This is a genomic window from Nocardioides aquaticus (assembly GCF_018459925.1).
In the GTDB taxonomy this organism is placed as follows: domain Bacteria; phylum Actinomycetota; class Actinomycetes; order Propionibacteriales; family Nocardioidaceae; genus Nocardioides; species Nocardioides aquaticus.
Map to the genome: position 1 here is coordinate 3065635 of NZ_CP075371.1, position 19680 is coordinate 3085314.

The following is a 19680-nucleotide window of genomic DNA, read 5'->3' on the forward strand; positions in this document are numbered from 1 at the left end:
GAATCCCGGTGATGACTACGCCGGACCCCTACCCCACTGCGGCGGGCTGATCGGGTGGCTGCACGATCCTGGCGCGACAAGCGCATCGACGACCTCCTGGCGGCCGTCTCCGACCTCGGCATGACGATGTCGCGCCCCGCTGCCGGCGACTTGCTCGACGAACGGGTTCAGTTCGTCGCCGAGCAGATGCGTGTCACGGCCAGCACCGCCCGCCGCTACCTCACCGACGACGCCCTCGCCGGCATGGCCAGTGAGATTGTCTTCGGCTTCGTCGAAGAGACACCGGGTGCGGACCTGATGAGCGCACCGCGGACCGCCGCGGTTCCCGTGAGGTTCGCCGGAAGGGTCTTCGCGGGGTTGGGCGAGGTCGTCCGCATCCTCCTCGTCGAGCGCGACGATCTCGAGCACACCCGCGATCGGGTGGCTCAGATCGCACACGCGCAGAGCTATCTCGGATTGCTGGTCCACGACCAGGTGGCCACCACAGGCTTCTACGACGAGCCGTCGGTCCAGATGCCCCCGGCGCTTCTCCTGCGCATTGCGCGCATCCTGGAGACCGCCGCCGACCTGGTCGAGGATGGCCTGATCGGCTACGAGGCCGATCCGGAGGAGAGCGCCGGGCTCCCATCAGCATTCCGCCGCGACGTTCGCCTCATGCGCACTATGGCCGAGCAGGAGTCGAGCGCGTGACCGAGACTCAAGCACGAGTCCTCACCCTGTTCGCCACGATGCAGGAGATACCGCCCGACCACCGCGGCGGTTACACCCTCGGCCGAGACGAGTTGACCGTCGAGGACACCGACTACGACCAGGCGCACGCGGCCGCCCGATGCCGCGTTCCTGACGGGTGGCGAATCATCGCCCTGCGAGTCGAGCGCAACTAGCAGGGGATCCGACGCCGCCCCTGCCCCCTCCGCCGGTGTGCTGCGCGTTCTGCGGCAGGACGACGGCGAGCCTGTCGGCCGCCGCCCGCTGCCGAGCTGCGAAAGCCCTGTCACAGCTGATCGCTCCCAAGGTCCGGGATCACTTAGGTGACCAAGCAGAGGAGGACCCAATGAGCACTTCACCCGCGGAGCAGCCGGGCTCCGGCATCGTCACCTTCACTCAGCAGGGCGAACGCGCCCTCGATCGCCTCGCCGCCGACCTGGTCGACCACTGCGACGGCTCCACCGCCAGCATCGCCGACATCCTCGAGCAGGTGCTGTCGGCCGACGTCGCCGAGCTTGCCGACAAGCTCGGCGAGTCCCTCGTCGCCGGCGAGGCCGGTCCTGCCCACGAGAGTCCCGACCATGCAGCCCGTCGACGCCTCGGCGCCGACCGGTCCACTGCCGGCGGCGCTCCTCTCCCGCAACCCCGGATCGGCCGTTGACGCGCCGGTCACAAGCGCGAGCGCTCCTCCGATCGAGTGAGCCGACTGCCACCTATACTGACCTAGAAAACCCTCTAATTCTAGGTGAGTCTAGGAAGTTGGCGCTGGTGGATAAGAGCCCGTACACGCCCGGTGCTGGCCACAACCCGCCCGTCCTGGCAGGACGCGACGGCCTTCTCCGTGACTGGCACTTGGTGCTCAACGACATTGTCGCTGGCGGCCGCGTCCGTGCCCAGGACATGATTCTTTCCGGCCCGCGCGGCGTGGGGAAGACCGTCACGGTGAGCGCGTTCGCGGACCTTGCTAAGGAGCAAGGCTTCGAAGTGGTCAACCTCCAGGCTGTCTCGGGCCACGCTGGTCTGGTAGAGGCGCTGCTCCAGCGCGCTCGCACCCGTATGGCTGAGGAGGCGGGCCCGTGGCAGCGCGCCCGCAAGGCCTTCGAGCGGATCGGTGGGGTCAACCTCAGCATCGCGGGCATCGGTGCTGGGATCTCCACTCACCAATCCGACGCCGCAGCACCAGGCTTGGACGCGGGGACGCTCGCTGACGCCCTGGCCACGCTGGCGTCCGAGGTCCGCAAGGACGCCCACAGCGGCGGCCTGCTGATCACCGTCGATGAGCTCCAGGTCGCATCTAGGCCCGACCTCGCCCTGCTCGCGGCGACGCTGCACCGACTCAACGTCGACCACCCCTCCGCGCCGGTCCTCTTCGCCGGCACCGGACTGCCCTTCACCCCCGATGCGCTCCGCAAGGCTGGCGTGACCCACCCTGACCGTCTCTTCGTGCTGGAGCCCATCCCCCTGACCCTCGAACCCGATGACGCCCGCTACGCCGTGGTAGAGCCAGCACGCCAGGCCGGTGTCGCGTGGACCCCCGAGGCGGCGGCAGCCGTCGTCGAGGCCAGCAATGGCTACCCGGCGCACCTGCAGCTGTTCGCCCACGCCATCTGGACATCCGCGCCCGGGCCTGACCAGATCACCCTCGGCGACGTCGAAGCCGCACTCCCCCAGGTCGCCGACATGCTCGAGCGCCGCACCCTTGGCCCCCGCTGGGACCGAATCAGCGATCGACAGATGGAGTTCCTTGCCGCCCTCGCTCTGCACGGCGGGCGCGCCTCGACAGCGGCGATCGCCAAGACACTCAGTCGCTCCCAGCAAGAGCTGTCCTGGCTCCGCGAGGAGCTCATCGAGGAAGGCGACGTATACGCACCCAAACGCGGCCAGCTGGCAATGGCGGTCCCGCTCTTCAACCGCTACGTTCTGAGCCACTACGAACGCACGCGGCCCGAGGCAGCGACCGAACTGCTCAGCCTGCAGAAGATGATCGCGAACGCCGGTCTGAATCCCTCAGCTGCGCACGCGGGTCGGGACATGCTGCGCCGAAGCGAGCAGAACGAAACCCGCCAGTTGCCACCGCCCGGCGGCGGATCTGCGCGGCCGCATTCCTGAGAGGCGGCGCGCACCGCTACCGAACGGTTGTGCATACATTCCGTTACACAACGCAGCTGTGTAACAGTTTGAAGCGGGCTGACATGGACCGCGACAGCCCGCGCGGCGCTAGAACTGGCGGCAGGCCCTCCGCAGCAGGGCCCTGTCACTTCGGGCATCAGCGCAGCAAGGGGCTACGCCGGCGCGACGTCGGCCAGCCTGTCGAGCAACTCGGACTCGTCTGCCGCCAGTGTCTCCATCGTCGGGCAGTGGGCGTTCCACTCGCCGACCGCCGCGGCGAGCAGGCGATAGGCCTCGACATCCTGTGGGGCGTTGAACCACGCGGCGGCGGACATCGCGACGCGCCGCGCGATCAGGGCCGCCTTGTCGTCCATGACTGCTCAGTCTTCAGCCGCGCACGCGAGGAGGGACCCATTCGCCCGTTGTCCACAGGCTCGACGCCGGCGGCGAACGCTGGCCGGTGAGATCCGCGAGACTCAAGTCCTATCCTCTCGGCAGGAAGGCACCTGGTGGACGATAACGACCAGCTCGAAGCAGGCGGACACGCGACGGCTGCCCGCGAGCACGTGTACGGCTTCAACCGCGCCACGATGTGGGAGCGCGACCAGATCCCGGCCGAGGCCTCAGACCAGCTGGCGGAGTTCGCCGACCTCGCGGCCGCACTCCCCCAGGCGTTCTCGCAGCTGTCCAGCACGCTTGAGCAGGCCATCGCAAACCAGGTGCTCAGCATGGATGCGATGACCGACGAGTCGGACCCGGCGATGGCGATCGGCGTCGCGGGCCTCCACCTGGAGGAGGCCCGCGGTCTCGCGGTCGACCTCCACAAGCACCTCAACGCCGCGCGGAACGCCACCGCGCACATCATCAGTCAGGGCGTCGACGACGGCCACGGGTCGATGCCCTGGGACCAGCCCTGACCGGACCCCGCTGAGCATTCGCGCGATTTCGTCGCGTCTGGTGATCGCCCCGGCGGGTCGACCTTCCTTTGGTGACTGAGAGATGACCCCGGTCCACCAAGGAGCTGCACGTGAGCACGCCCACCGACTCCCCGTCCGCCGCGCCCCACCGTGACCCGGTTCAGGAGGCCCGCGCCCACCTCGAGCAGGCCATGGCTGCGCTCGATCGACTCCGCGAAGTTCTGCCGCCGCCCACCGCTCCCCCGCCCGAAACCGCAGGCGGTGAGTCGGCATGACCACCGACACCACCCTGAGCGCCGCCGAAGCCATGTTCGAGGCCGAGCAAGCCGTGAGCAGGGCCCGCTGGGTCGTGGAGGAGCTCCAGGAGACGATCACCTGCGCGCTCCGCGTGCTCGACGACGCCGAGCTCGACTCGGCCAAGGCCAAGCTGTCCGAGCGCGGCTCCTTCTACCTCGAGGCCGCCGGCGAGCACCTAGGACGATTGCGCACGCGGTGCAACGACATCCTTGAGTTCACTCACGACCTGTTCGTGCACCTCAACCGCGCATCGCAGTCCGTCACCGACGCCCGCACCCTCCTCGACCTGGCGGACACCTCCGATCCCGTCGTCGCCAGCGAGGTCGCGCAGCTCAAGCCGCGCATCGCGGTCGTCGGCGAGATGGTCGCCCTGGCCAAGCCGGTCGCCCAGCTGGCTGCCAAGCACGTCGAGACCGCGCACCTGGCAAGCCGGGACGTCACTGCCCTGGGCCTGCTGGAGCCGGTCAGCCTCGAGCGAAGCACCGCGATCGCCGGCAAGGAGCTCGGCCGCGCCGACGAGGACGTGCGCCTGCTCGGCAATGTCGTCGACCGCGCCGCGGCCAGCGCCCGGGAGTCGGCCAGCATCGCCAGCGAGATCACCGACAACGCCCGCCGGCGGATGTCCGAACAGAGCCGGGACCCGATCACGAGCGCCTCACTCCCGGCGCCCAGGTCCCCGGGTCGGTAGGGGAGCTATGGACCTCGATCAGGGCGGCCGCCACGCCGTGGTAGCGGCCGCCGCGGCCTCCAACACCACGCCCGAGGTCCTCCTAAGTGCCGACCGGAGCGGGGTGTCCGCGGACGCCCGGGCGGTGGCCATGACCGCCGCCCGCCTGCACGGCCACAGCCTGCCCACGATCGCCCGGTACTTCGACCGCGACCACACCACGGTGCTGCAGGCGACCCGGCGCATCGAGAAGACCCCGCCGCTGCGGGATCTGGCCGCGAAGATCGCGGGGATCTCCCCGAGCAGCCGGCAGGCGCCGTTCGGCTCGACGGCGACGAGCAGGTCTTCATGAGCGGCTACCGCTCCCCCGGGCTGCGCGTACAGCAGCATGCGGTCCCTGTTGCCGGCCCGCGTCCGCAGTTGAGGGTCGCCCTGTGAAGGCCCTGATCGGCCTGGCCGCGGCCGCGCTCCTCACGCTGACCGCCGGCGGGATCAAGGCCGCCCTGCCTGGAGCCCGGCCAGTCCCCGAACCAGCCGATGGCAAGACCAGCCAGGTGCGCGTGACCGCGGTCGTCGACGGCGACACCATCCGCGTCGAGACCCTTGGTGGCCGCCAGCTCGGTCGAGTCCGGCTGCTCGGGATCGACGCCCCCGAAGTTGACCACCCGCCGGAGCCGGCCGAGTGCTATGCCGAGGAGGCCACCGGTTTGCTCGAGCGACTCGCGCCGGTCGGTAGCACGGTCGAGCTGGTCACCGACATCGCCCTGCCCAACCGCGACCGGTACGACCGGCTGCTGCGCTACGTCGAGCACGACGACGCCGACGTAGCTCGCGAGCTCCTGGCCAGCGGCGCCGCCCGCCGCTACGAAGCCGACCAGGTGCTCGCGCGCGAGGCGTCGTACTCCACGGCCACCGACGATGCCCAGGGCGCTGAGCGCGGCCTGTGGGGCAACTGCTGAGAGCCAGGGAGGCAGGTCGTGGACGAGCAGCTGACGACGGCCGCGAAGACGCTGGCCCGATGGTGCTACGCCCGTGGCGTCGACGAACGCGTCCTCGGCTGCGGTGAGAAGCTGCTCAAGGCCGCGGTCGAGCAGGCGCTCGGCCGACCGGCTCCGGCGCACCTCGAGCAAGCGCTGTGGCAACGGACCGCCGCGCTGCTGGGCCAGCGGCGCGACTGGGACCGCGCACACCAGGTGTCCGGTCGCGCGCCCGCCAAGTGCCTGCTTTGCGCGTTGGCCCGCGACCGCTGCCCCGAGCACACCCGGCGCCGCTGCCGCGTGTGTGCTGGCCCGCTGCATCGGATCGTCGTCGAGGAGGGATTCGAGACCCACCCGTGCTGCGACCGCCCCGGTGAGAACGGATCGTTGGTCGTCCTCGAGCGCACCGCGCAGCTGCTGGGAGCCACGTTGCTGGCACAGCCGGTCTGAGAGCGCCCGGGGCGGACAACACGGCTCAGTCGAGGTGATCGCTCCCACCTCTGGTCCGCACTTAGGAGACCAAGGAGGACTGGCGCAGCCGGTGCCGGTCCATGGGATCCATGGGAATTCACATGAGTGACGCCGCTCGCGAGGAAGTCGCGCTCGAGGAAGATGCCCGTCAGCGCGCCGAGGAGATCAGGGCCACCGAGGAGGCCGCCGCCCAGGCCGCGGCCGCCGACACCGGCCCCTTCCCCGACGCCGAGATCGCGCAGGTCCACCGATCCGGCCGTCAGCACGACCACACCGACACGGCCGCCTATCAGCGGCCTCAGCTCGGCCGCCGCCGCGGCCCGCGCCGCTAGGAGGTCGCGATGACTACCGCACTCGCATCAGCGGACGCCAGCCGAATCGCCGGCCGCACGACGGTCCGCTGGGTCGACTGCTCCCACAAGCTGGGGCCGCTGCCGTGCATGAACCACAAGCCGCACAAGGGGAACGGCCGCGGCTGCGTGCACCACTCAACGTCCGGCTTCCAGGACGACGAGTAGCCCGCGGACCCTGTAGCAGAGAGAGCTCCTCAGCCGTGCACCAGGTGCAGCTGCGGTCGCGGCTGCTGCTCGATGGCTGTCTCCAGGCGCTGCAGCCGCTCCAGCGTCATCGGATGCCCATGACGCCGGAGCAGACCAGCCAGCACGGAGCCCAGGCCGAGGGAGACCACCAGCTGGTCGGCCGCGGCCTCCAACCAGGCCTCGATCCGCCGGTTGGCCGCCGGCACCAGGTAGGTCAGGGCGATCACCGCGCCGCCCAGGATCCCCGGAGCGGCCCGGCCCTCAGCGACCGACTGCACGATGCAGATCACCCCGACGAAACCCCGCAGCGTCCACGCCAGCCGCATGAACGGAAGCCAGGCGAAGGCTCGACCCACGCCACGGAACGTCGCGACCACCAGCCGCCACGGCGTCGTCGCGGCGAGCGCAGCGAGTTCCAGCCGTGGCCGGATCGCTCGCCGCCGGCCGACGGCATGAGCCATCGCGGCGGCCGCTTCCGCAGCGGTCACTCCCCCGCGGTATCTGGCGGCGACCAGTCCGGGGGTGACCACGACGGCGCGATCCGCGATCGCCACAGCCACCGGGGTGCTCGGACCCTGGCGGCGGCGCACGAACACGGCGTCGACGCCGACGTCGCGGCCACCCAGCTCGGCGAGCACGGGCGCCATCACCTGGAGCTCAGCTGCGGTCGCGGGACGCGACCGGGTCAGCGTCGCGATCGCCGGCACCTCGAACTGGCCGAGCGCCAGCGCAACGAGCAGGCCGGCTGCAACCAGGAACGCCACCAGGCCAAGGGCCGGCGGGAGCAGGGCGCACACCACCACGGTGAGGACAAAGCTCACCAGCAGCGCCGGCGCCAGCGTCACCACCCTCAGCACGGTCATCGGGAACCTCATCATCACGACCCTCCTCCATCTGTCAGCACTAGTGCATCTCTTGACTTTGCTCGCGGTGATCGTCCGGCGACCGCCGTACGACATAGGCGAACGAGACCAGTTTGTGCCCAGCCGCCGACACGACCCCGAGTTATCCACAGCCCGCCGCTCAGCGGAGCGAGGACCAACCGGGACGTGGGTTCATGGGCCAGACCGACCTCCGACCGAAAGGAACACCCGTGGACACCCTCAACGCTGACGGCACTTGGGACCGCCTCGGCTCGATCGCCCTCCTGCTGCACCAGGCCGCCACCCAGGTGTGGAGCGACGCCGACCGGTCCGCCGCCGACTCGCCGCTGCACGACCTCGGCCTCGGCGTCTATCTCGCGCACTCCCAGGCCAGCGCCCTGCTCCCCGACGACTACGAGCTGCCCGAAGTCGACGAGGACGCGGAGCTCGAGGAGCGCACGCCCCTGCAGCTGCTCACCGAGGCCGAGGAGCTGACCCGTCCCCTGCCGCTTCACCGGCCCGACCTGGTGCACGGTTCCCAACTGGTCGTCGACCTGTGCGACCTCATCCGGGAAGCCCGCGGCCTTGGCTACTGACCCGCGGCTGGCGTACGCCGACATCGACGAGGAGCTCTTCGACGTCGACCAGATCCCGATGACCTCGCGTGACATGCGCAGCGTCGGCGAGATGCTCTTCGACGTCGACTACCTGGCGCGCCAGCTGCTGATGGACGTCGACGGAGACGCCGCCGGCACGCTGCTGCGCAGTTGGCCGACGATGGTCGCGGCCGCCGAGGACCTGTGGGCATCCCTGCCCGGTCGACGACCTGGCGTCGACGAGCGCGACCGGCCCATCACCAGCCTCTCCGCCCAGGCCGCCACCATCGAGACCAGCCTCTCCGGCCGCACGGCCTGGCCAGGGCAAGGCCCGACCAGTCCCCGCATCGACCAGATGACCCAGACCTTCCTCAACGCCGCCTCACTGGTCCGCCGCTACGGCGCCGAGATCCCCCACGAGCAACCCCACGTCCACCGCGACCTCGAGGCAGCACGCACCCGGATCATGCACGGGCTCTACATCACCGCCCACGCCGTCAACGTCGCGCTCCACGAGCATGGCCGCGACCGCGTCAACGACGCCCGCGGCGCCGGCCGACGGATCCACCTGGCACAGCACCACTCCCCCTACGCGATAACGCCCACCGGTGTCTGGATCGACCGGATGTCCGCCTGCGAGAACACCGCCCGCAGATACCTGACCGACCGGTTCACCCAAGCCCTCGCCGGCGAAGCGATGCGACCCGCAGACGACCCCGGCCGGCTGGCGCAAGCACTGGCCAACTGGGACATCCAGACCCACCGCGCACTGGCCCGGGACCTCGAACCGTCCAACATCCTGCTGATCACCCGCACCCAGGGGCTGATCGCCGGCGCGAGCATGCTCCTCGTCGACGCGGCCGCGACCGCAGGCGTGCTCGAGCGCTCCGAGCGCCTGGTCCCCGCCATCGCCGAAGCAGGTCGGTCCTGGAGCAACCTGGCCAGCCGCTGGGGCGACCTCGCTCCCCCAGGAGCCCGCCTCGAGGAGCCGCTGGCCCGCGCGGCCGAGGAGGTCCGCGCCGCGTACCGCCAGATCACCCACGACAAGACCACCCTGGCCAGCCCCGAGGTCATCGCCGGACGCCCAGGGCTCCCCCAAGCCGTGCCCGCAACGCTTCGCGCGATCGAGGCCGGGGCCGAGCTCGCGATCGTCCTCGCCGAGAAGGCCGACGCACCCGACCTCATCGGGCCGGCCCGGGCCCTGTCCCGCCGGGCGCACAACGACGTCGAGGCCGGCCTGGCAACGGCGCCGGCACTCGACCGCGACGTCGTCTGGGTCTCCCCCGCCGACATCCTCGCCAAACGACTAGTCCCTGTCCCGGCACCAGTCTCGGAGGCAATGCGCGCAGCCAGTAGCGCCACCAGTGCTGCCGCGATCGCCGCTTCCGCGGTCGCGGCGCTGCATGGTCTGGGGGAGGAACGTCGCCTGTCGGTTCGGGTAGACGGGGCGGCTCCTTTCTGGGGTCCAGCGTAGGTGTGGGGTCTGTCGGTGCAGGGCGGCATGATGACCGCCACGAGCACCGGGAAGCTGTGACGGAAGTGGCAGGTGGGTCGTACGGCGGTTCGGCCTCGCGGCTCGAGCGGCTCCCGATACGCTCACCGAGATGAGAGGGTGATGACGTGGCCACGAACAGCGCGATCGAATGGACCGAGGTCACCTGGAACCCCGTCACCGGCTGCGACCGGGTCGCGGCCGGCTGCGACAACTGCTACGCGCTGGCGCTCGCGAAGCGCCTCAAGGCCATGGGCGCGGAGAAGTACCAGAACGACGGCGACCCCAGGACATCGGGGCCCGGCTTCGGGGTGACGGCCCACCCACGGGCCCTGACCGAGCCGTACCGCTGGCGCACACCGAAGGTCGTGTTCGTAAATTCGATGAGCGACCTGTTCCACGCCAAGGTGCCGCTCGACTTCATCCGCGACGTGTTCGACGTGATCCGCGAGACCCCGCAGCACACCTACCAGGTGCTGACCAAGCGCGCGCACCGCACGGCGAGGATCGCTGACAAGCTCGACTGGCCGAAGAACCTCTGGATGGGCGTCTCGGTGGAGTCGTACGACGTCGTCGACCGCATCGACCATCTGCGAGCCGTCCCTGCTGCGACGCGGTTCCTGTCGTGCGAGCCGCTACTGACGGCGCTTCCCGGGCTGAAGCTCGACGGCATCGACTGGGTCATCGCCGGCGGCGAGTCCGGGCCCCGTGCGCGCCCGATGGACCCCGCGTGGGTGGAGGACATCCGCGACCAGTGCGTCGAGGCCGGCGTGGCGTTCTTCTTCAAGCAGTGGGGCGGCCGGACGCCGAAGGCGAACGGTCGCGAGCTCGACGGGCGGACCTGGGACGACATGCCGCAGCTGGCTGCAGCGCTGGGCTAGCCCGCGGCCTTGCGGATGACGTGCTGGTGGGGCTTCGTGCCCTTTGTCACGAACTCGACCTCGCCCGCCTTCACCAGTGCGCGGAGCGCCGCTGTGAACGCGGTTTCCTTGGCCTCGCCGTAGAGGTCGCCGTAGACGCCCTGGACGTGCTGGACCACCGCCTTCGGCTGCCCGTCAGCGGTCAGGCGGCGTAGGTTGTCGGTGACGTGCTCGATCGCCTTGACGTGTTCTCGTTCGAGCTGGTCGGCCACGGTGTCCCACAGCATGCCCTCGCGCTCGTCCGGGTCCGGGCCGAGGAAGTCGATCCACTTCTCGCGTGCCTTGGCGGCGGCGACGCCAAACACCCAGAAACCGTGGGGGTCCTGGGTGAGGAACGTCAGGTAGTAGACGGGCTGGTGGTGGACCTGCCGGCGTACCGGCGCGACGACGAACCCGTACTTGGTGCCGTCGGTGAGACGTCGGGCGTATTCGATGGCGACGGCTTCGGCCGCTGACTCCCAATCCTGTCCGCCAGAGGCCTTGTGTGCCTGGACGGCGACGTCCCGCCACCACTCGCCGCCGCACACGGCGTCCGCCTTGGCGACGCCGCCGAGGTCGAGCTGACCCTTCTTCAGCTGGCCTCCGGCACGCCGGATCAGGTCGGCGCTGAAGTTGAGCAGCACCTCGGTCCGCGGCCACGCGCCGCGCTTGCGGAGGACGCCCTCGATCGAGTCCATCGGCAGCACGGCACCGCATGGGTCGAGGAAGACGAACAGGCTCGCCCCGGCGGCGAGCTGCAGCGCGTCGTCGAGATGGTTGCCGCAGTCCCCGTTGTGGCTCGCGATTGTGATGCCGCGGGCGCGGTACTCATCGGCGACCTTGTCCAGGCTCGCGTAGTCCTCGCGGGCCTTCTCCACTAGGAGCAGATCGATCTGGGTCGTCGCCTTGACCTTCTGTGCGGCGATCATCATGTGCTCGGCGGAGCCCGCTTCACCGGTGTCGAAGCGCCCGCGCCCGGCGAATCCGTCGAAGAGCACCGCCCGCTTGGGGTTCAGCTTGCTGGCCGTCATCGTCGCAAACCGGATGACGTACTGCTCGAGGATGCCGTGCTTGTAGACCGACTGCGGCTTGGGGCTGTCGAGCAGCCCTCCGTCTGTCCCCGTGGGCATCGCTACCTCGGATTCCCTGCCACCGGACTACCGGTTGCCCTTGGCGCGGTTGTGGGTCACGCAGAGCATTGTCAGGTTGGCCAAACTCGTCGAGCCGCCCTTGGACCAGGCGGTCACGTGGTCGGCGTCCATCTCGTTCTGCTTGTAGATGCGCGCCTTGTTGTTGTCCCCGCCGATTGCGCACAGCGGGCAGTTCGACTCGCCGGCGGCCTTGGCCTTCTTGGTCTGCTGCTCGTAGGCGACGCGCTTGTCCTTGTCGTCGAACAGCCGGATCGCCAGCAGCTGCGGCTGCTTCTCGCCGCCAAGCAGGAACTCGTAGATCCCCTTGCTGCTGGTGACCGCGGGGTCGCCGCGCAGCTCGTTCACGCGGCCTTCGATCGTGGCCGCGCTGTACGACGTCGAATGGTGCTCCTCGTAGAGCGGGCCCCACTCGAGGCCCCGCATCTCCTTGTCCGGCGGGCGGATGAAGACGCTGCCGACCCAGTCGATCACGGATGTGAAGTAGGTCTTCAGCTGGGCGATGTCGGTGTCGTGGCGGTGCTGCGCGAGGTAGGCGTCGACGCCCTTGCCCTGGGACGATGCGACCCAGTCCAGCGCGACGGCGAGGACCTCCTGCCGCTTGGGGTCGCCCTTGACGTACGAGGACCACTTCTGCATGTTGGCGTTGTTCGAGTTGCTGTACTCGGCCTTCGCCTTGGTGATGAAGGGCCCGGAGTAGATCGCGTTGAGCAGCTCCTGCTTGTTCAGCGGGACGCCGGCGATGTTGATGGTCTGGAACCACTCCTTGATCTCGGACTCGGTGCCCTGGCACTCGTAGACCAGCAGCGGGCTCTTCCTCAGCAGCGCCTGGTCCTCGAGCGGCAGCGAGGAGAACGTCTGCTCCTTGCCCGCGACCTGGATCGCGAATTTGCCCGTGATGAACCGTCCGATGCTGGTGATTCGCTGCTGTCCGTCGAGGACCTCGAGCTGGTCGTTGTCGTCGTCGACGTTGAAGTAGATCAGCCCGAGCGGGTAGCCCTTGAGCAGCGAGTCGATGACGGCGACGTCGCGCTTGCCGTCGTTGTAGATGTAGTTGCGCTGGAACTCCGGCTGGATGACGAGCTTGCCGTCGAGCCCGAACAGACCCTTGCCCTCGAGCTCGTTGTAGACGAAGCCCTTGAGGACCTCGTCGGCGGTGTACTCCTTGAGAGTGGTCTCCACTACGCGTCCTTCCGCCGGATGAACAGCCGCTTGTAGATGCGCTTGACCGGGTAGCCCACGTCGAAGTACGTCCCCTCGCCGAACGAGTCGGTGCGGACGAAGCAGCCGAGCGTTCCGGTGTTCGACTTCATCCGGACCCCGTCGACGACCCGCTCCTTCGGTCCGTAGGTCCGTGTCGGGGCGAAGTCGCCCTCGCTGCTCCCGACGATCTCGAACTGGTCGGGGTTGTACTTGTCAAGGAAGGTGATCGGGACGCCCATCAGGCCGTCGTGATCGCTGGGGATCGCGTCGACGAACGGCACCTCGATCGCCGGGAAGTTGTCGTAGGTCGGGTAGCCCCGCCCGCGAACCTCCTTATGCTTGCTGAACTTGACGTTGTCCGCCTTGGTCATCAGCTGCAGAGGCTCGTGACGGCGGCCGTGGTCGATATTGGTAAACCAGCAGGAGTTCCCGAGCCGCGTGTAGTCGCGCTCGTCGTCCGAGGGGTAGCCAAGCTTCTCGGCCTTGAGCCGGTCGGCGTCCGACACCTTCGCGCCCTTCGGCACGCCGAACACCATGTCGGTGCTGTTGGCCGTCGCGCCCTTCCAGAGCTCGTTCGCCATGATGTGTGGGAAGACCTCGTTGTAGGTGATCGCGTTGTTGTTGCCGATCACGGAGCACTTCCGTCCGCCGCCTACGACCCAGGTCATGAACGGGCGGAACAGGCTGAAGGGCGGATTCGTGATGACGAAATCGGCCTCGTCGCGCAGCGCCGTCACCTCCTCGCTGCGGAAGTCCCCGTCGCCCTCCAGGTACTCCCACTGGAGGTCCTCGATGTTGACGACGCCGTCGTCGTTGATGTCCTTCGGCTCGAGCACAAACTTCTTGCCGTTGGCGTGCGTCTTCGTCTCGTCGAACTTCGGGTCGCCCATCTCGAAGAGCGTGGGCTCGTACGAGAACAGCGCCGGGTTGCTGTCGGGGGCGTACGACGTCGAGATCAGCTTCTTCAGGCCGTAGTCCATGAAGTGCAGCGCGAAGAACTTCGCGAAGTTCGACCACTCCGGGTCGTCGCACGGCAGCAGGACCACCTTGTCGCGGAAGACGTCGGGGTCGTACTCGAGGTAGGCGTTCATCTCCCGCTCGATGTCGCCCCACTGCGTGTAGAACTCGTCGTTCTTCGCGGCCTTCGCCGCGCCAAGATGACTGTTCGCCGACTGCGTGGTCGTCATCGTGCCCCTGTCCTCAGCCTGATTGCACCGCCGAGAGTGGGGCGCGCCTTGCGGGGAATCCTATCGGCGCGCGGGGACAGTTGTACGCGGGACGAGGCGACACGGCCGCGTAGGCCGAGCCGCTGCGGCGGGCGAGCTCGATCAGTCTTTCCTCAGCCGCTCGAGCTCGGCTTCAGGGCGCTCGGGTGCTCATTCCTGGCCTCCCCACAGCAGCTCGAGATCCGGTTCGTGGATGACGTCCAGGCGCTTGTCGAGGGCGTAGGCCGCGGGCTTGGGCACGACCAGGCGGCGCAGCTGCCGCTCAGTGGTGCTGTGCTGCACCGGGGTGTCGTCGTCGTGATTCATCGCGGTCCCCCTCAGCGGCCCGGGGCCATTCGGTCGGTCTCTGGCTGCGTGCCCGGGATGTCGCGCTGCTGGCCGGGTGGCTTGGGGACGAAGGACTCGTCCAGGTCGGCGGCGATGTCGCGCATCTGGGTCTGGCATCGCTCCCACTCGCGGGGGTGGATGCCGTTCTGCAGGGCCGAGGCGACGATGGCGGCCATGGAGTAGGGCCGGTCGGCGGGCACCTGGTCGAGCGCGCACCAGGCCTTGGTACCGTCGCCGTGCAGCCAGCTGGCGAAGCCAGACATGGAGGCCGGCGCCGCGCGGACCTCGTCCGGGCCGCGGCGGGTGAGGTCGGTCCAGATAGCCATGTGGGAGGTGGAGTTCTCCCGGCTCATGTCCTCCCAGAGCGCGTCGCGGGTGCTGATCGTCTCCAGTGCGACGAGCATCCGTGCGCCGTCGACGTCGGAGAGCCGGTTGCCGTCGGTGTGGAACTGCTCTAGCCGGTCCAGGGCCCAGTCCCGCTCTGCAGCGGGTGTGCTGGCCTCGGCTGCGGCTCGGGCCGCCGGGATCAGCTCGGCGATCGGCTCCCGGTCCCCGACCATGGACGCGGCCAGGGACTCGCGGCTGGCGGCCGGCTGGGCGGCGCCGGTCAGCACGGTCGCGGCCGCGATCCGTTCAGCGGTCGACGGGGTCTGCAGCCCGGTCTGGCCGGTGTTGAACTCGCGCCAGCGCTCGCCGTCGGACCACAGCCTGATGTCGGTAGTGATGCCGACGTCCTGGAGCCGGTTCGACAGGTGCTGACTGGCCAGCTCGGCGCTGCGTCGGTCTTCGGTGATGCAGATGATGGCCAAGCGGGCACCGGGCCGGGCGTGGCGGCCGTACGGTCCGCTGAGCGCGTCCCAGACCTCCTCGCGATCGGCGGCCGTCCTCGGCAGGTCGACGCGGGTGATCGGCAGTCCGGGCCGAAAGGGCACCAGGACGATCGACTCCTCGGGCTTGAAGCCGAGGACGTGCGGCACCGCGGCGAGAAGCTCATCCGGGGACTGAACGACGAGATCCATGGGAGCGAACCTCCTCAGCTGGCCTGGGCCGCGTGCGGGCCGCGGTCGATGCGCGCGGACACGTACTTGAGCGAGATGCCGACCTCGCCGAAGCGGTTGTCGACAACCACGACGTCCTTGGTGCGCTTCTCGCCGGTCTCTTTGTCCGGCCAGCTCTCGGTGCTCTGGAGGCCGTGGACGAAGATCGGGTCGCCGGATCCGCAACTGTCCTGCATGTGGGTGGCGGCGCAGCCGAAGACCTTGACGTTGTGGGCGGTGGGCTCGTCGTTGACCCACTCCCCCTGGTCGTTCTGGATCCGGCGGTTGACCAGGACCCGGCAGCTGACGAACGGCTTGTTCTCGCGGGTGTAGAGCAGCTCCGGTGCCTCGGCCAGGTTGCCGGCGAAGGTGACGGTGGTGGACATGGCTTCCTCCTAGGTGACTGCGAGACGTTGATCGGTCCCGCAGTCACCTAGGTGTCTTCCAAGCCCGGCAGCGATCACATCGGCCGAAGTCGTTTGCACCGCTCGAGCTCGGCTGGCGGCGCGGCAGGAGATCACCCGGGGCACGCAGTAGCGCCCCGACTGGCTCTCGGTACCGGATCGGGGCGCTGGGAAGCACGCTAGGACGAGGTGCCGACACAACTGCCGGCGTCGGCCTCGTCGGCTACCGGGCAGTCCGGCGCCGCGGCGGTCGATTGCTGAGCTTCTGCGGTGGCGGCGGCAGGTCGCGGCCCAGCCGCCGGCGGGCCTCCTCGGCCGCGGCGATCACTGCCTCCTGGGCGAACGCCGAGCGGGCGAGCATCCGGCCGAGCTCCTGACGGTCGGCCACGAGCGCGTCTTCGACCGCCTCGATGGTCGAGGCGGTCAGGTCGTGCTTCTTATTGAAGCTCTTGCGGGTCACGCTGACCAGGGCGGGATGCTTCTCACCCGCGGCCGCGAGTTCGGACCGCTGCTGCGGTGAGCGCCGGGCATGGAGCTCGAGCGCCTGGGCGAGCCAGCCGACGAACGAGCCGGGTGAGTCGGCGTCGGTGTCCAGGTCTGCGATGTAGGCCGATCGTGCGAGGTCCCAAACGCCGGGCTTCCAGTAGATCCCGACCGGGATCGTGGTCTGGCTCGTCACCTGATCACTCCCCTGGTCTCGTCCGCCTGCGTCGAGCTGCAGCGGCTAACACCAACGCCGCTGCATTCCCGGTCGGGGCCCTGCGCAGCCGTTCCCACCCTCGCTCGATTCCTTCCGTTCCAGCCAGCTACGAGGTGCGGCTGCGCCAACGCCGCCGCAGCAGAGTCCGCGCCCGTGAGGTCGGGGATATCCCCACCCTCACCGGGTGCCCACCTTTCCACAGGTCCGCCCTGTGCCCCGGTAGGCGTCGGCTCCCCGCTAGGAGACTGAGTCCTGTCAGTTCTTTCTATTCTACTTACGGAGGACAGCCGCATGAGCGACACCATCCAGACCACCGCCGACACCGCCGCCGACGAGGCCACCCACGACGGCGTCCAGGCCGAGGAGTTCCTGAACCTCGACCCCGCCGACATCATCATCGGCACCAACGTCCGGGCCGACCTGCGACCCGACCACAAGGAGTTCCGCAAGTCGATCAAGGAGCGCGGCGTGCTGGAGGCCGTCACCGTCTACCGCAACGAGGACGGCCAGTACGTTCTGCTGCGCGGCCAGCGCCGCACCGTGACCGCCGCCGAGGTCGGCACCCCCACCGGCCTGATCCCGGCCCGCGTCGTGCCCCAGCCCGCCGACGCCGACCGGATCGGTGACCAGATGGTCGAGAACATCCACCGCGCCGGGATGCGCGAGGCCGAGATCGTCGCGGGCGTGGAGCAGCTGGCCTTGCTCGGCGTGAGCGCCGCGCAGATCGCCAAGCGCACCAGCATCGACCGCCCCACCGTGAACGCCGCCCTGGCAGTCACCAAGGCCGACCAGACCCGCAACCGGCTCAACTCCGGAGACCTGACGTTGGAGGAGGCCGCGATCTTCGCCGAGTTTGAGCACGACCCCGAGGCCGTGCAGCGCCTGGAGAACAACAAGCGGTGGGGTCGCTCGCTCGCCCACGAGTCCCAGCGGCTGCGCGACGAGGCAGCCGAGCGCGACGCCGACGCCGCCGAGGTCGAGCGACTGCGCGCCGAGGGCCTGCCGGTGCTGAGCGCCGAGGAGGTCGCGGAGGCCGACGAGGTGCTGCGCATCGAGCGGCTGGTCACCGAGGACGGCGAGCCGCTGCCCGAGGAGGAGTGGCCCAACGTTCCCGGCGCTCGCGTCAATGTCGTCAAGGAGTGGGTCTACCCCGAGGACGCGTACGACGAGGAGAGCGAGGTCGGAACCGACGAGCAGAACGACGACTACGAGCCCGCCGAGCCCTACCAGCAGTACATGCCGGTGTGGGTCGTAACCGACCTCGCCGCCTCCGGCCTGCGTCGTCGCGGCGGCGGGTCCGGCAGAAGCACCACCACCACCGACAGCGGGGACGAGGGCGAGAGCGAGGAGGAGGCCGAGGCGCGGCGTGAGGAGCGCCGCCGCGTGATCGCCAACAACAAGGCCTGGGCGAGCGCAGAGACCGTGCGCCGGGAGTGGCTGACCGGGTTCGTTGCTCGCAAGACGGCCCCGAAGGGTGCCGAGGCCCTGATCTGCGAGGCCGTCGTCACCGGCCACCACTCGCTGATCAAGGCGATGGACCACCGACACCCGATGCTCTTCACCCTGCTCGGGATCGACGTCCCGACCGGCTACTACGGCGCGGGCCACGACGAGTGCCACAAGATCGCGACCAAGGCGAGCACGCCGAAGGCCGCGACCATGACCACGCTCGCCGCCGTCGTCGCCGCGTGGGATGCCACGACCGGCAAGCACTCGTGGCGCAACCCGACCGCGTGGGACGCCCGCGTGCTCGGCGCGCTCGTGGAGTGGGGCTACCAGCCCAGCGAGGTCGAGCGGATCCTGCTCGGCGAAGAGCCGCAGTCGAGCACCGAGGCCAGCGACGAGGCCAGGGACAGCGCCGCCTGATCGGCCTACCCTCCCCCACTGAGGGCGGTTCTTCCCGGCAGCCAGAAGGCGGCCCGTAGCGCTCTCCGCTGCGGGCCGCCTTCTGCGTCGGCACGCTCTCACCAGAGCGTCAGTTGCTCGCCCAGCAGTTCCTGCAGCCGCGCGAGGTCGTCGGCCACCAGCTGCGGGTCCTCACGCGCCAGGTCGCGCAGTTCCCGCGCACGCCGACGCGGTCCGCGCGGGTCGGCCAGCGGGCTGTCGGGCAGCCGTCGCTGCACCGACCACTCCCGGCGATTCTGCGCCGCGCTCGACACCACGACGTGGTCCGGCGAGATCCGCTGACACAGCGGGTTGTGACAGCGGTGCCCGAGCAGCCGCGCCTCCGCGAGCGCCTCCACGCCGTGCATCACCGCGAACGCGAATCGGTGCGCGATGATCACCCGCCCCGGCGCGTACCAGAACCGGCCATGGCCACCACCGTCCGTGCGCTCGCGCTCAGACCGACCGGACACCGCGCCGGTCCACCACAGGCACTCACTGCCCGGAACCGTGGCGACCTTCGCCCGGTACCGCAAGAGCACCCCCGGATCTCTGATCGCAGCCGCGACCGCCGTGATGCCGGCGTCATCCAGCCGACGAACCGGCACCCGCTCCCCCGCTCCCAGCGGTCGCCAGCGCCGCGCCGTCGCCGCCCTGGTCGCCGTCGTCGGCCTGGGGCTCGCTGGCGAGCCGCCGCAGCCGCGTCGCCTCGCGCACGGTCACGGTCTCGCCGCACCACTCGACGGCCTCGCCCAGCGACAGGCCCTCAGCCTCGGTCAACTCTCGCAGCGCCTCACCGGCGCGCTTCTCGGTCTCGGCCACCGCCGCGTCGCGCTCACCGATCGCGACCATGACCTGCTCGGCCAGGTCGATCACCCGGCGCTCTCGCTCTTCGCGCTCCTTGCGCCGCTTCTCGGCCATCTCCCGCGCCGTACGCCGCGCCTGCTGCTTGATCGTCTGCTGACTCATCCGGTCCTCACTCGTGTCGACATGGACTCTGACATTCACCTACGACATTCCCCGGACCCCGAGCGATCACCGAACCCAAAAGCGTTCAAACCGCTCCCTCAGCCGATCCAGCGCAGCCCGTCCAGCCACCTGATCCGAACCCGACGCCCCAGCCGTCACCGACGCCCCTCAGCGTCCCCCCAGATTTCCGCGAACTCCCAAGTGCCACACACCTCTTGCATTCTCGGTACGCCGAATAGAAAGAACA

26 protein-coding genes are annotated in these 19680 nt (G+C 69.5%); 15 read left to right on the top strand and 11 right to left on the bottom strand.

Going from position 1 to position 19680, the window contains the following annotated elements:
- Positions 1-54 precede the first annotated feature (54 nt).
- From ENKNEFLB_RS14835 to ENKNEFLB_RS14850, 4 genes are all read left to right on the top strand, one after another.
- Positions 55-690, top strand: coding sequence for a hypothetical protein (locus ENKNEFLB_RS14835; RefSeq protein ID WP_214056116.1), 636 nt, complete (start codon positions 55-57; stop codon positions 688-690).
- Positions 687-884: a hypothetical protein gene (locus tag ENKNEFLB_RS14840; RefSeq protein WP_214059688.1), complete on the top strand. Its 198-nt coding sequence runs from the start codon at positions 687-689 to the stop codon at positions 882-884. Before ENKNEFLB_RS14835 ends, ENKNEFLB_RS14840 begins: the two co-directional genes overlap by 4 nt.
- Positions 885-1054: 170 nt before the next feature.
- Positions 1055-1369 carry a hypothetical protein gene (locus ENKNEFLB_RS14845; protein ID WP_214056117.1) on the top strand — a complete coding sequence of 105 codons (315 nt, stop codon included), beginning with the start codon at positions 1055-1057 and terminating at the stop codon, positions 1367-1369.
- Positions 1370-1476: 107 nt separating this feature from the next.
- The gene (locus ENKNEFLB_RS14850) at positions 1477-2817 is read left to right on the top strand and encodes an ATP-binding protein (protein ID WP_246536027.1); all 1341 of its coding nucleotides are present in this window, start codon (positions 1477-1479) and stop codon (positions 2815-2817) included.
- Between the two features lie 173 nt (positions 2818-2990).
- On the opposite strand, the gene ENKNEFLB_RS14855 is transcribed toward ENKNEFLB_RS14850, so the two are convergent.
- A complete protein-coding gene (locus tag ENKNEFLB_RS14855; protein WP_214056119.1) occupies positions 2991-3191 on the bottom strand; it encodes a hypothetical protein in 201 nt (66 codons plus the stop codon).
- Positions 3192-3326: 135 nt separating this feature from the next.
- On the opposite strand from ENKNEFLB_RS14855, the gene ENKNEFLB_RS14860 reads away from it, so the two are divergent.
- The 7 genes from ENKNEFLB_RS14860 to ENKNEFLB_RS14890 all read left to right on the top strand — a co-directional run bounded on the left by ENKNEFLB_RS14860 (position 3327) and on the right by ENKNEFLB_RS14890 (position 6664).
- Positions 3327-3734 carry a hypothetical protein gene (locus tag ENKNEFLB_RS14860; RefSeq protein WP_214056120.1) on the top strand — a complete coding sequence of 136 codons (408 nt, stop codon included), beginning with the start codon at positions 3327-3329 and terminating at the stop codon, positions 3732-3734.
- A gap of 271 nt (positions 3735-4005) precedes the next feature.
- The gene (locus tag ENKNEFLB_RS14865; RefSeq protein WP_214056121.1) at positions 4006-4719 is read left to right on the top strand and encodes a hypothetical protein; all 714 of its coding nucleotides are present in this window, start codon (positions 4006-4008) and stop codon (positions 4717-4719) included.
- Between the two features lie 7 nt (positions 4720-4726).
- The gene (locus ENKNEFLB_RS14870; RefSeq protein ID WP_214056122.1) at positions 4727-5050 is read left to right on the top strand and encodes a helix-turn-helix domain-containing protein; all 324 of its coding nucleotides are present in this window, start codon (positions 4727-4729) and stop codon (positions 5048-5050) included.
- An 82-nt stretch (positions 5051-5132) separates the two neighbouring features.
- Entirely contained in the window at positions 5133-5657 is a 525-nt protein-coding gene (locus tag ENKNEFLB_RS14875; protein ID WP_214056123.1) for a thermonuclease family protein, read from the top strand.
- A gap of 18 nt (positions 5658-5675) precedes the next feature.
- Entirely contained in the window at positions 5676-6125 is a 450-nt protein-coding gene (locus tag ENKNEFLB_RS14880; RefSeq protein WP_214056124.1) for a hypothetical protein, read from the top strand.
- Between the two features lie 122 nt (positions 6126-6247).
- Positions 6248-6478 carry a hypothetical protein gene (locus ENKNEFLB_RS14885; protein WP_214056125.1) on the top strand — a complete coding sequence of 77 codons (231 nt, stop codon included), beginning with the start codon at positions 6248-6250 and terminating at the stop codon, positions 6476-6478.
- A 9-nt stretch (positions 6479-6487) separates the two neighbouring features.
- Positions 6488-6664 carry a hypothetical protein gene (locus tag ENKNEFLB_RS14890; protein ID WP_214056126.1) on the top strand — a complete coding sequence of 59 codons (177 nt, stop codon included), beginning with the start codon at positions 6488-6490 and terminating at the stop codon, positions 6662-6664.
- Positions 6665-6693: 29 nt separating this feature from the next.
- Here ENKNEFLB_RS14890 and ENKNEFLB_RS14895 read toward each other — a convergent pair whose 3' ends face one another.
- Positions 6694-7644: a hypothetical protein gene (locus tag ENKNEFLB_RS14895; RefSeq protein WP_214056127.1), complete on the bottom strand. Its 951-nt coding sequence runs from the start codon at positions 7642-7644 to the stop codon at positions 6694-6696.
- 134 nt (positions 7645-7778) lie between these two features.
- Between ENKNEFLB_RS14895 and ENKNEFLB_RS14900 the strand changes: the two genes are divergently transcribed.
- The 3 genes from ENKNEFLB_RS14900 (at position 7779) to ENKNEFLB_RS14910 (ending at position 10517) form a co-directional block, all read left to right on the top strand.
- Positions 7779-8144, top strand: a complete 366-nt coding sequence (locus ENKNEFLB_RS14900; protein WP_214056128.1) for a hypothetical protein — start codon at positions 7779-7781, stop codon at positions 8142-8144.
- Complete coding sequence (locus ENKNEFLB_RS14905) at positions 8134-9618, top strand: hypothetical protein (protein WP_214056129.1); 1485 nt, start codon at positions 8134-8136, stop codon at positions 9616-9618. The genes ENKNEFLB_RS14900 and ENKNEFLB_RS14905 overlap by 11 nt, the downstream gene beginning before the upstream one ends.
- A gap of 146 nt (positions 9619-9764) precedes the next feature.
- Positions 9765-10517: a DUF5131 family protein gene (locus ENKNEFLB_RS14910; RefSeq protein WP_214056130.1), complete on the top strand. Its 753-nt coding sequence runs from the start codon at positions 9765-9767 to the stop codon at positions 10515-10517.
- Here ENKNEFLB_RS14910 and tcmP read toward each other — a convergent pair.
- The 7 genes from tcmP to ENKNEFLB_RS14945 form a co-directional block, all read right to left on the bottom strand.
- Positions 10514-11665, bottom strand: a complete 1152-nt coding sequence (gene tcmP, locus ENKNEFLB_RS14915; RefSeq protein ID WP_214056131.1) for a three-Cys-motif partner protein TcmP — start codon at positions 11663-11665, stop codon at positions 10514-10516. The genes ENKNEFLB_RS14910 and tcmP overlap by 4 nt on opposite strands.
- Positions 11666-11692: 27 nt before the next feature.
- Positions 11693-12865 carry an HNH endonuclease family protein gene (locus ENKNEFLB_RS14920; protein ID WP_214056132.1) on the bottom strand — a complete coding sequence of 391 codons (1173 nt, stop codon included), beginning with the start codon at positions 12863-12865 and terminating at the stop codon, positions 11693-11695.
- The gene (locus tag ENKNEFLB_RS14925) at positions 12865-14073 is read right to left on the bottom strand and encodes an adenine-specific methyltransferase EcoRI family protein (protein ID WP_214056133.1); all 1209 of its coding nucleotides are present in this window, start codon (positions 14071-14073) and stop codon (positions 12865-12867) included. Before ENKNEFLB_RS14925 ends, ENKNEFLB_RS14920 begins: the two co-directional genes overlap by 1 nt.
- A gap of 189 nt (positions 14074-14262) precedes the next feature.
- Positions 14263-14418, bottom strand: coding sequence for a hypothetical protein (locus ENKNEFLB_RS14930; protein ID WP_214056134.1), 156 nt, complete (start codon positions 14416-14418; stop codon positions 14263-14265).
- Positions 14419-14429: 11 nt separating this feature from the next.
- Positions 14430-15458, bottom strand: a complete 1029-nt coding sequence (locus tag ENKNEFLB_RS14935; protein WP_214056135.1) for a DUF4192 domain-containing protein — start codon at positions 15456-15458, stop codon at positions 14430-14432.
- Positions 15459-15472: 14 nt separating this feature from the next.
- Positions 15473-15862, bottom strand: coding sequence for a single-stranded DNA-binding protein (locus ENKNEFLB_RS14940; protein ID WP_214056136.1), 390 nt, complete (start codon positions 15860-15862; stop codon positions 15473-15475).
- A 241-nt stretch (positions 15863-16103) separates the two neighbouring features.
- Positions 16104-16559, bottom strand: coding sequence for a hypothetical protein (locus tag ENKNEFLB_RS14945; protein ID WP_214056137.1), 456 nt, complete (start codon positions 16557-16559; stop codon positions 16104-16106).
- A 312-nt stretch (positions 16560-16871) separates the two neighbouring features.
- On the opposite strand from ENKNEFLB_RS14945, the gene ENKNEFLB_RS14950 reads away from it, so the two are divergent.
- A complete protein-coding gene (locus tag ENKNEFLB_RS14950) occupies positions 16872-18446 on the top strand; it encodes a ParB/RepB/Spo0J family partition protein (protein WP_214056138.1) in 1575 nt (524 codons plus the stop codon).
- A 98-nt stretch (positions 18447-18544) separates the two neighbouring features.
- Here the strand turns inward: ENKNEFLB_RS14950 and ENKNEFLB_RS14955 are convergent, their stop codons facing one another.
- Both ENKNEFLB_RS14955 and ENKNEFLB_RS14960 read right to left on the bottom strand, forming a co-directional pair.
- Complete coding sequence (locus tag ENKNEFLB_RS14955; protein ID WP_214056139.1) at positions 18545-19072, bottom strand: hypothetical protein; 528 nt, start codon at positions 19070-19072, stop codon at positions 18545-18547.
- Entirely contained in the window at positions 19050-19433 is a 384-nt protein-coding gene (locus ENKNEFLB_RS14960; protein ID WP_056886530.1) for a hypothetical protein, read from the bottom strand. Before ENKNEFLB_RS14960 ends, ENKNEFLB_RS14955 begins: the two co-directional genes overlap by 23 nt.
- Positions 19434-19680 lie beyond the last annotated feature (247 nt).

Bases quoted from the DNA above. Each gene is read 5' to 3' on its own strand.
- ENKNEFLB_RS14845 (WP_214056117.1), top strand. From the start codon at position 1,055: ATGAGCACTTCACCCGCGGAGCAGCCGGGCTCCGGCATCGTCACCTTC.
- ENKNEFLB_RS14855 (WP_214056119.1), bottom strand. From the start codon at position 3,191: ATGGACGACAAGGCGGCCCTGATCGCGCGGCGCGTCGCGATGTCCGCC.
- ENKNEFLB_RS14865 (WP_214056121.1), top strand. From the start codon at position 4,006: ATGACCACCGACACCACCCTGAGCGCCGCCGAAGCCATGTTCGAGGCC.
- ENKNEFLB_RS14870 (WP_214056122.1), top strand. From the start codon at position 4,727: ATGGACCTCGATCAGGGCGGCCGCCACGCCGTGGTAGCGGCCGCCGCG.
- ENKNEFLB_RS14885 (WP_214056125.1), top strand. From the start codon at position 6,248: ATGAGTGACGCCGCTCGCGAGGAAGTCGCGCTCGAGGAAGATGCCCGT.
- ENKNEFLB_RS14890 (WP_214056126.1), top strand. From the start codon at position 6,488: ATGACTACCGCACTCGCATCAGCGGACGCCAGCCGAATCGCCGGCCGC.
- ENKNEFLB_RS14895 (WP_214056127.1), bottom strand. From the start codon at position 7,644: ATGTCGTACGGCGGTCGCCGGACGATCACCGCGAGCAAAGTCAAGAGA.
- tcmP (WP_214056131.1), bottom strand. From the start codon at position 11,665: ATGCCCACGGGGACAGACGGAGGGCTGCTCGACAGCCCCAAGCCGCAG.
- ENKNEFLB_RS14925 (WP_214056133.1), bottom strand. From the start codon at position 14,073: ATGACGACCACGCAGTCGGCGAACAGTCATCTTGGCGCGGCGAAGGCC.
- ENKNEFLB_RS14930 (WP_214056134.1), bottom strand. From the start codon at position 14,418: ATGAATCACGACGACGACACCCCGGTGCAGCACAGCACCACTGAGCGG.
- ENKNEFLB_RS14935 (WP_214056135.1), bottom strand. From the start codon at position 15,458: ATGGATCTCGTCGTTCAGTCCCCGGATGAGCTTCTCGCCGCGGTGCCG.
- ENKNEFLB_RS14940 (WP_214056136.1), bottom strand. From the start codon at position 15,862: ATGTCCACCACCGTCACCTTCGCCGGCAACCTGGCCGAGGCACCGGAG.
- ENKNEFLB_RS14950 (WP_214056138.1), top strand. From the start codon at position 16,872: ATGAGCGACACCATCCAGACCACCGCCGACACCGCCGCCGACGAGGCC.
- ENKNEFLB_RS14960 (WP_056886530.1), bottom strand. From the start codon at position 19,433: ATGAGTCAGCAGACGATCAAGCAGCAGGCGCGGCGTACGGCGCGGGAG.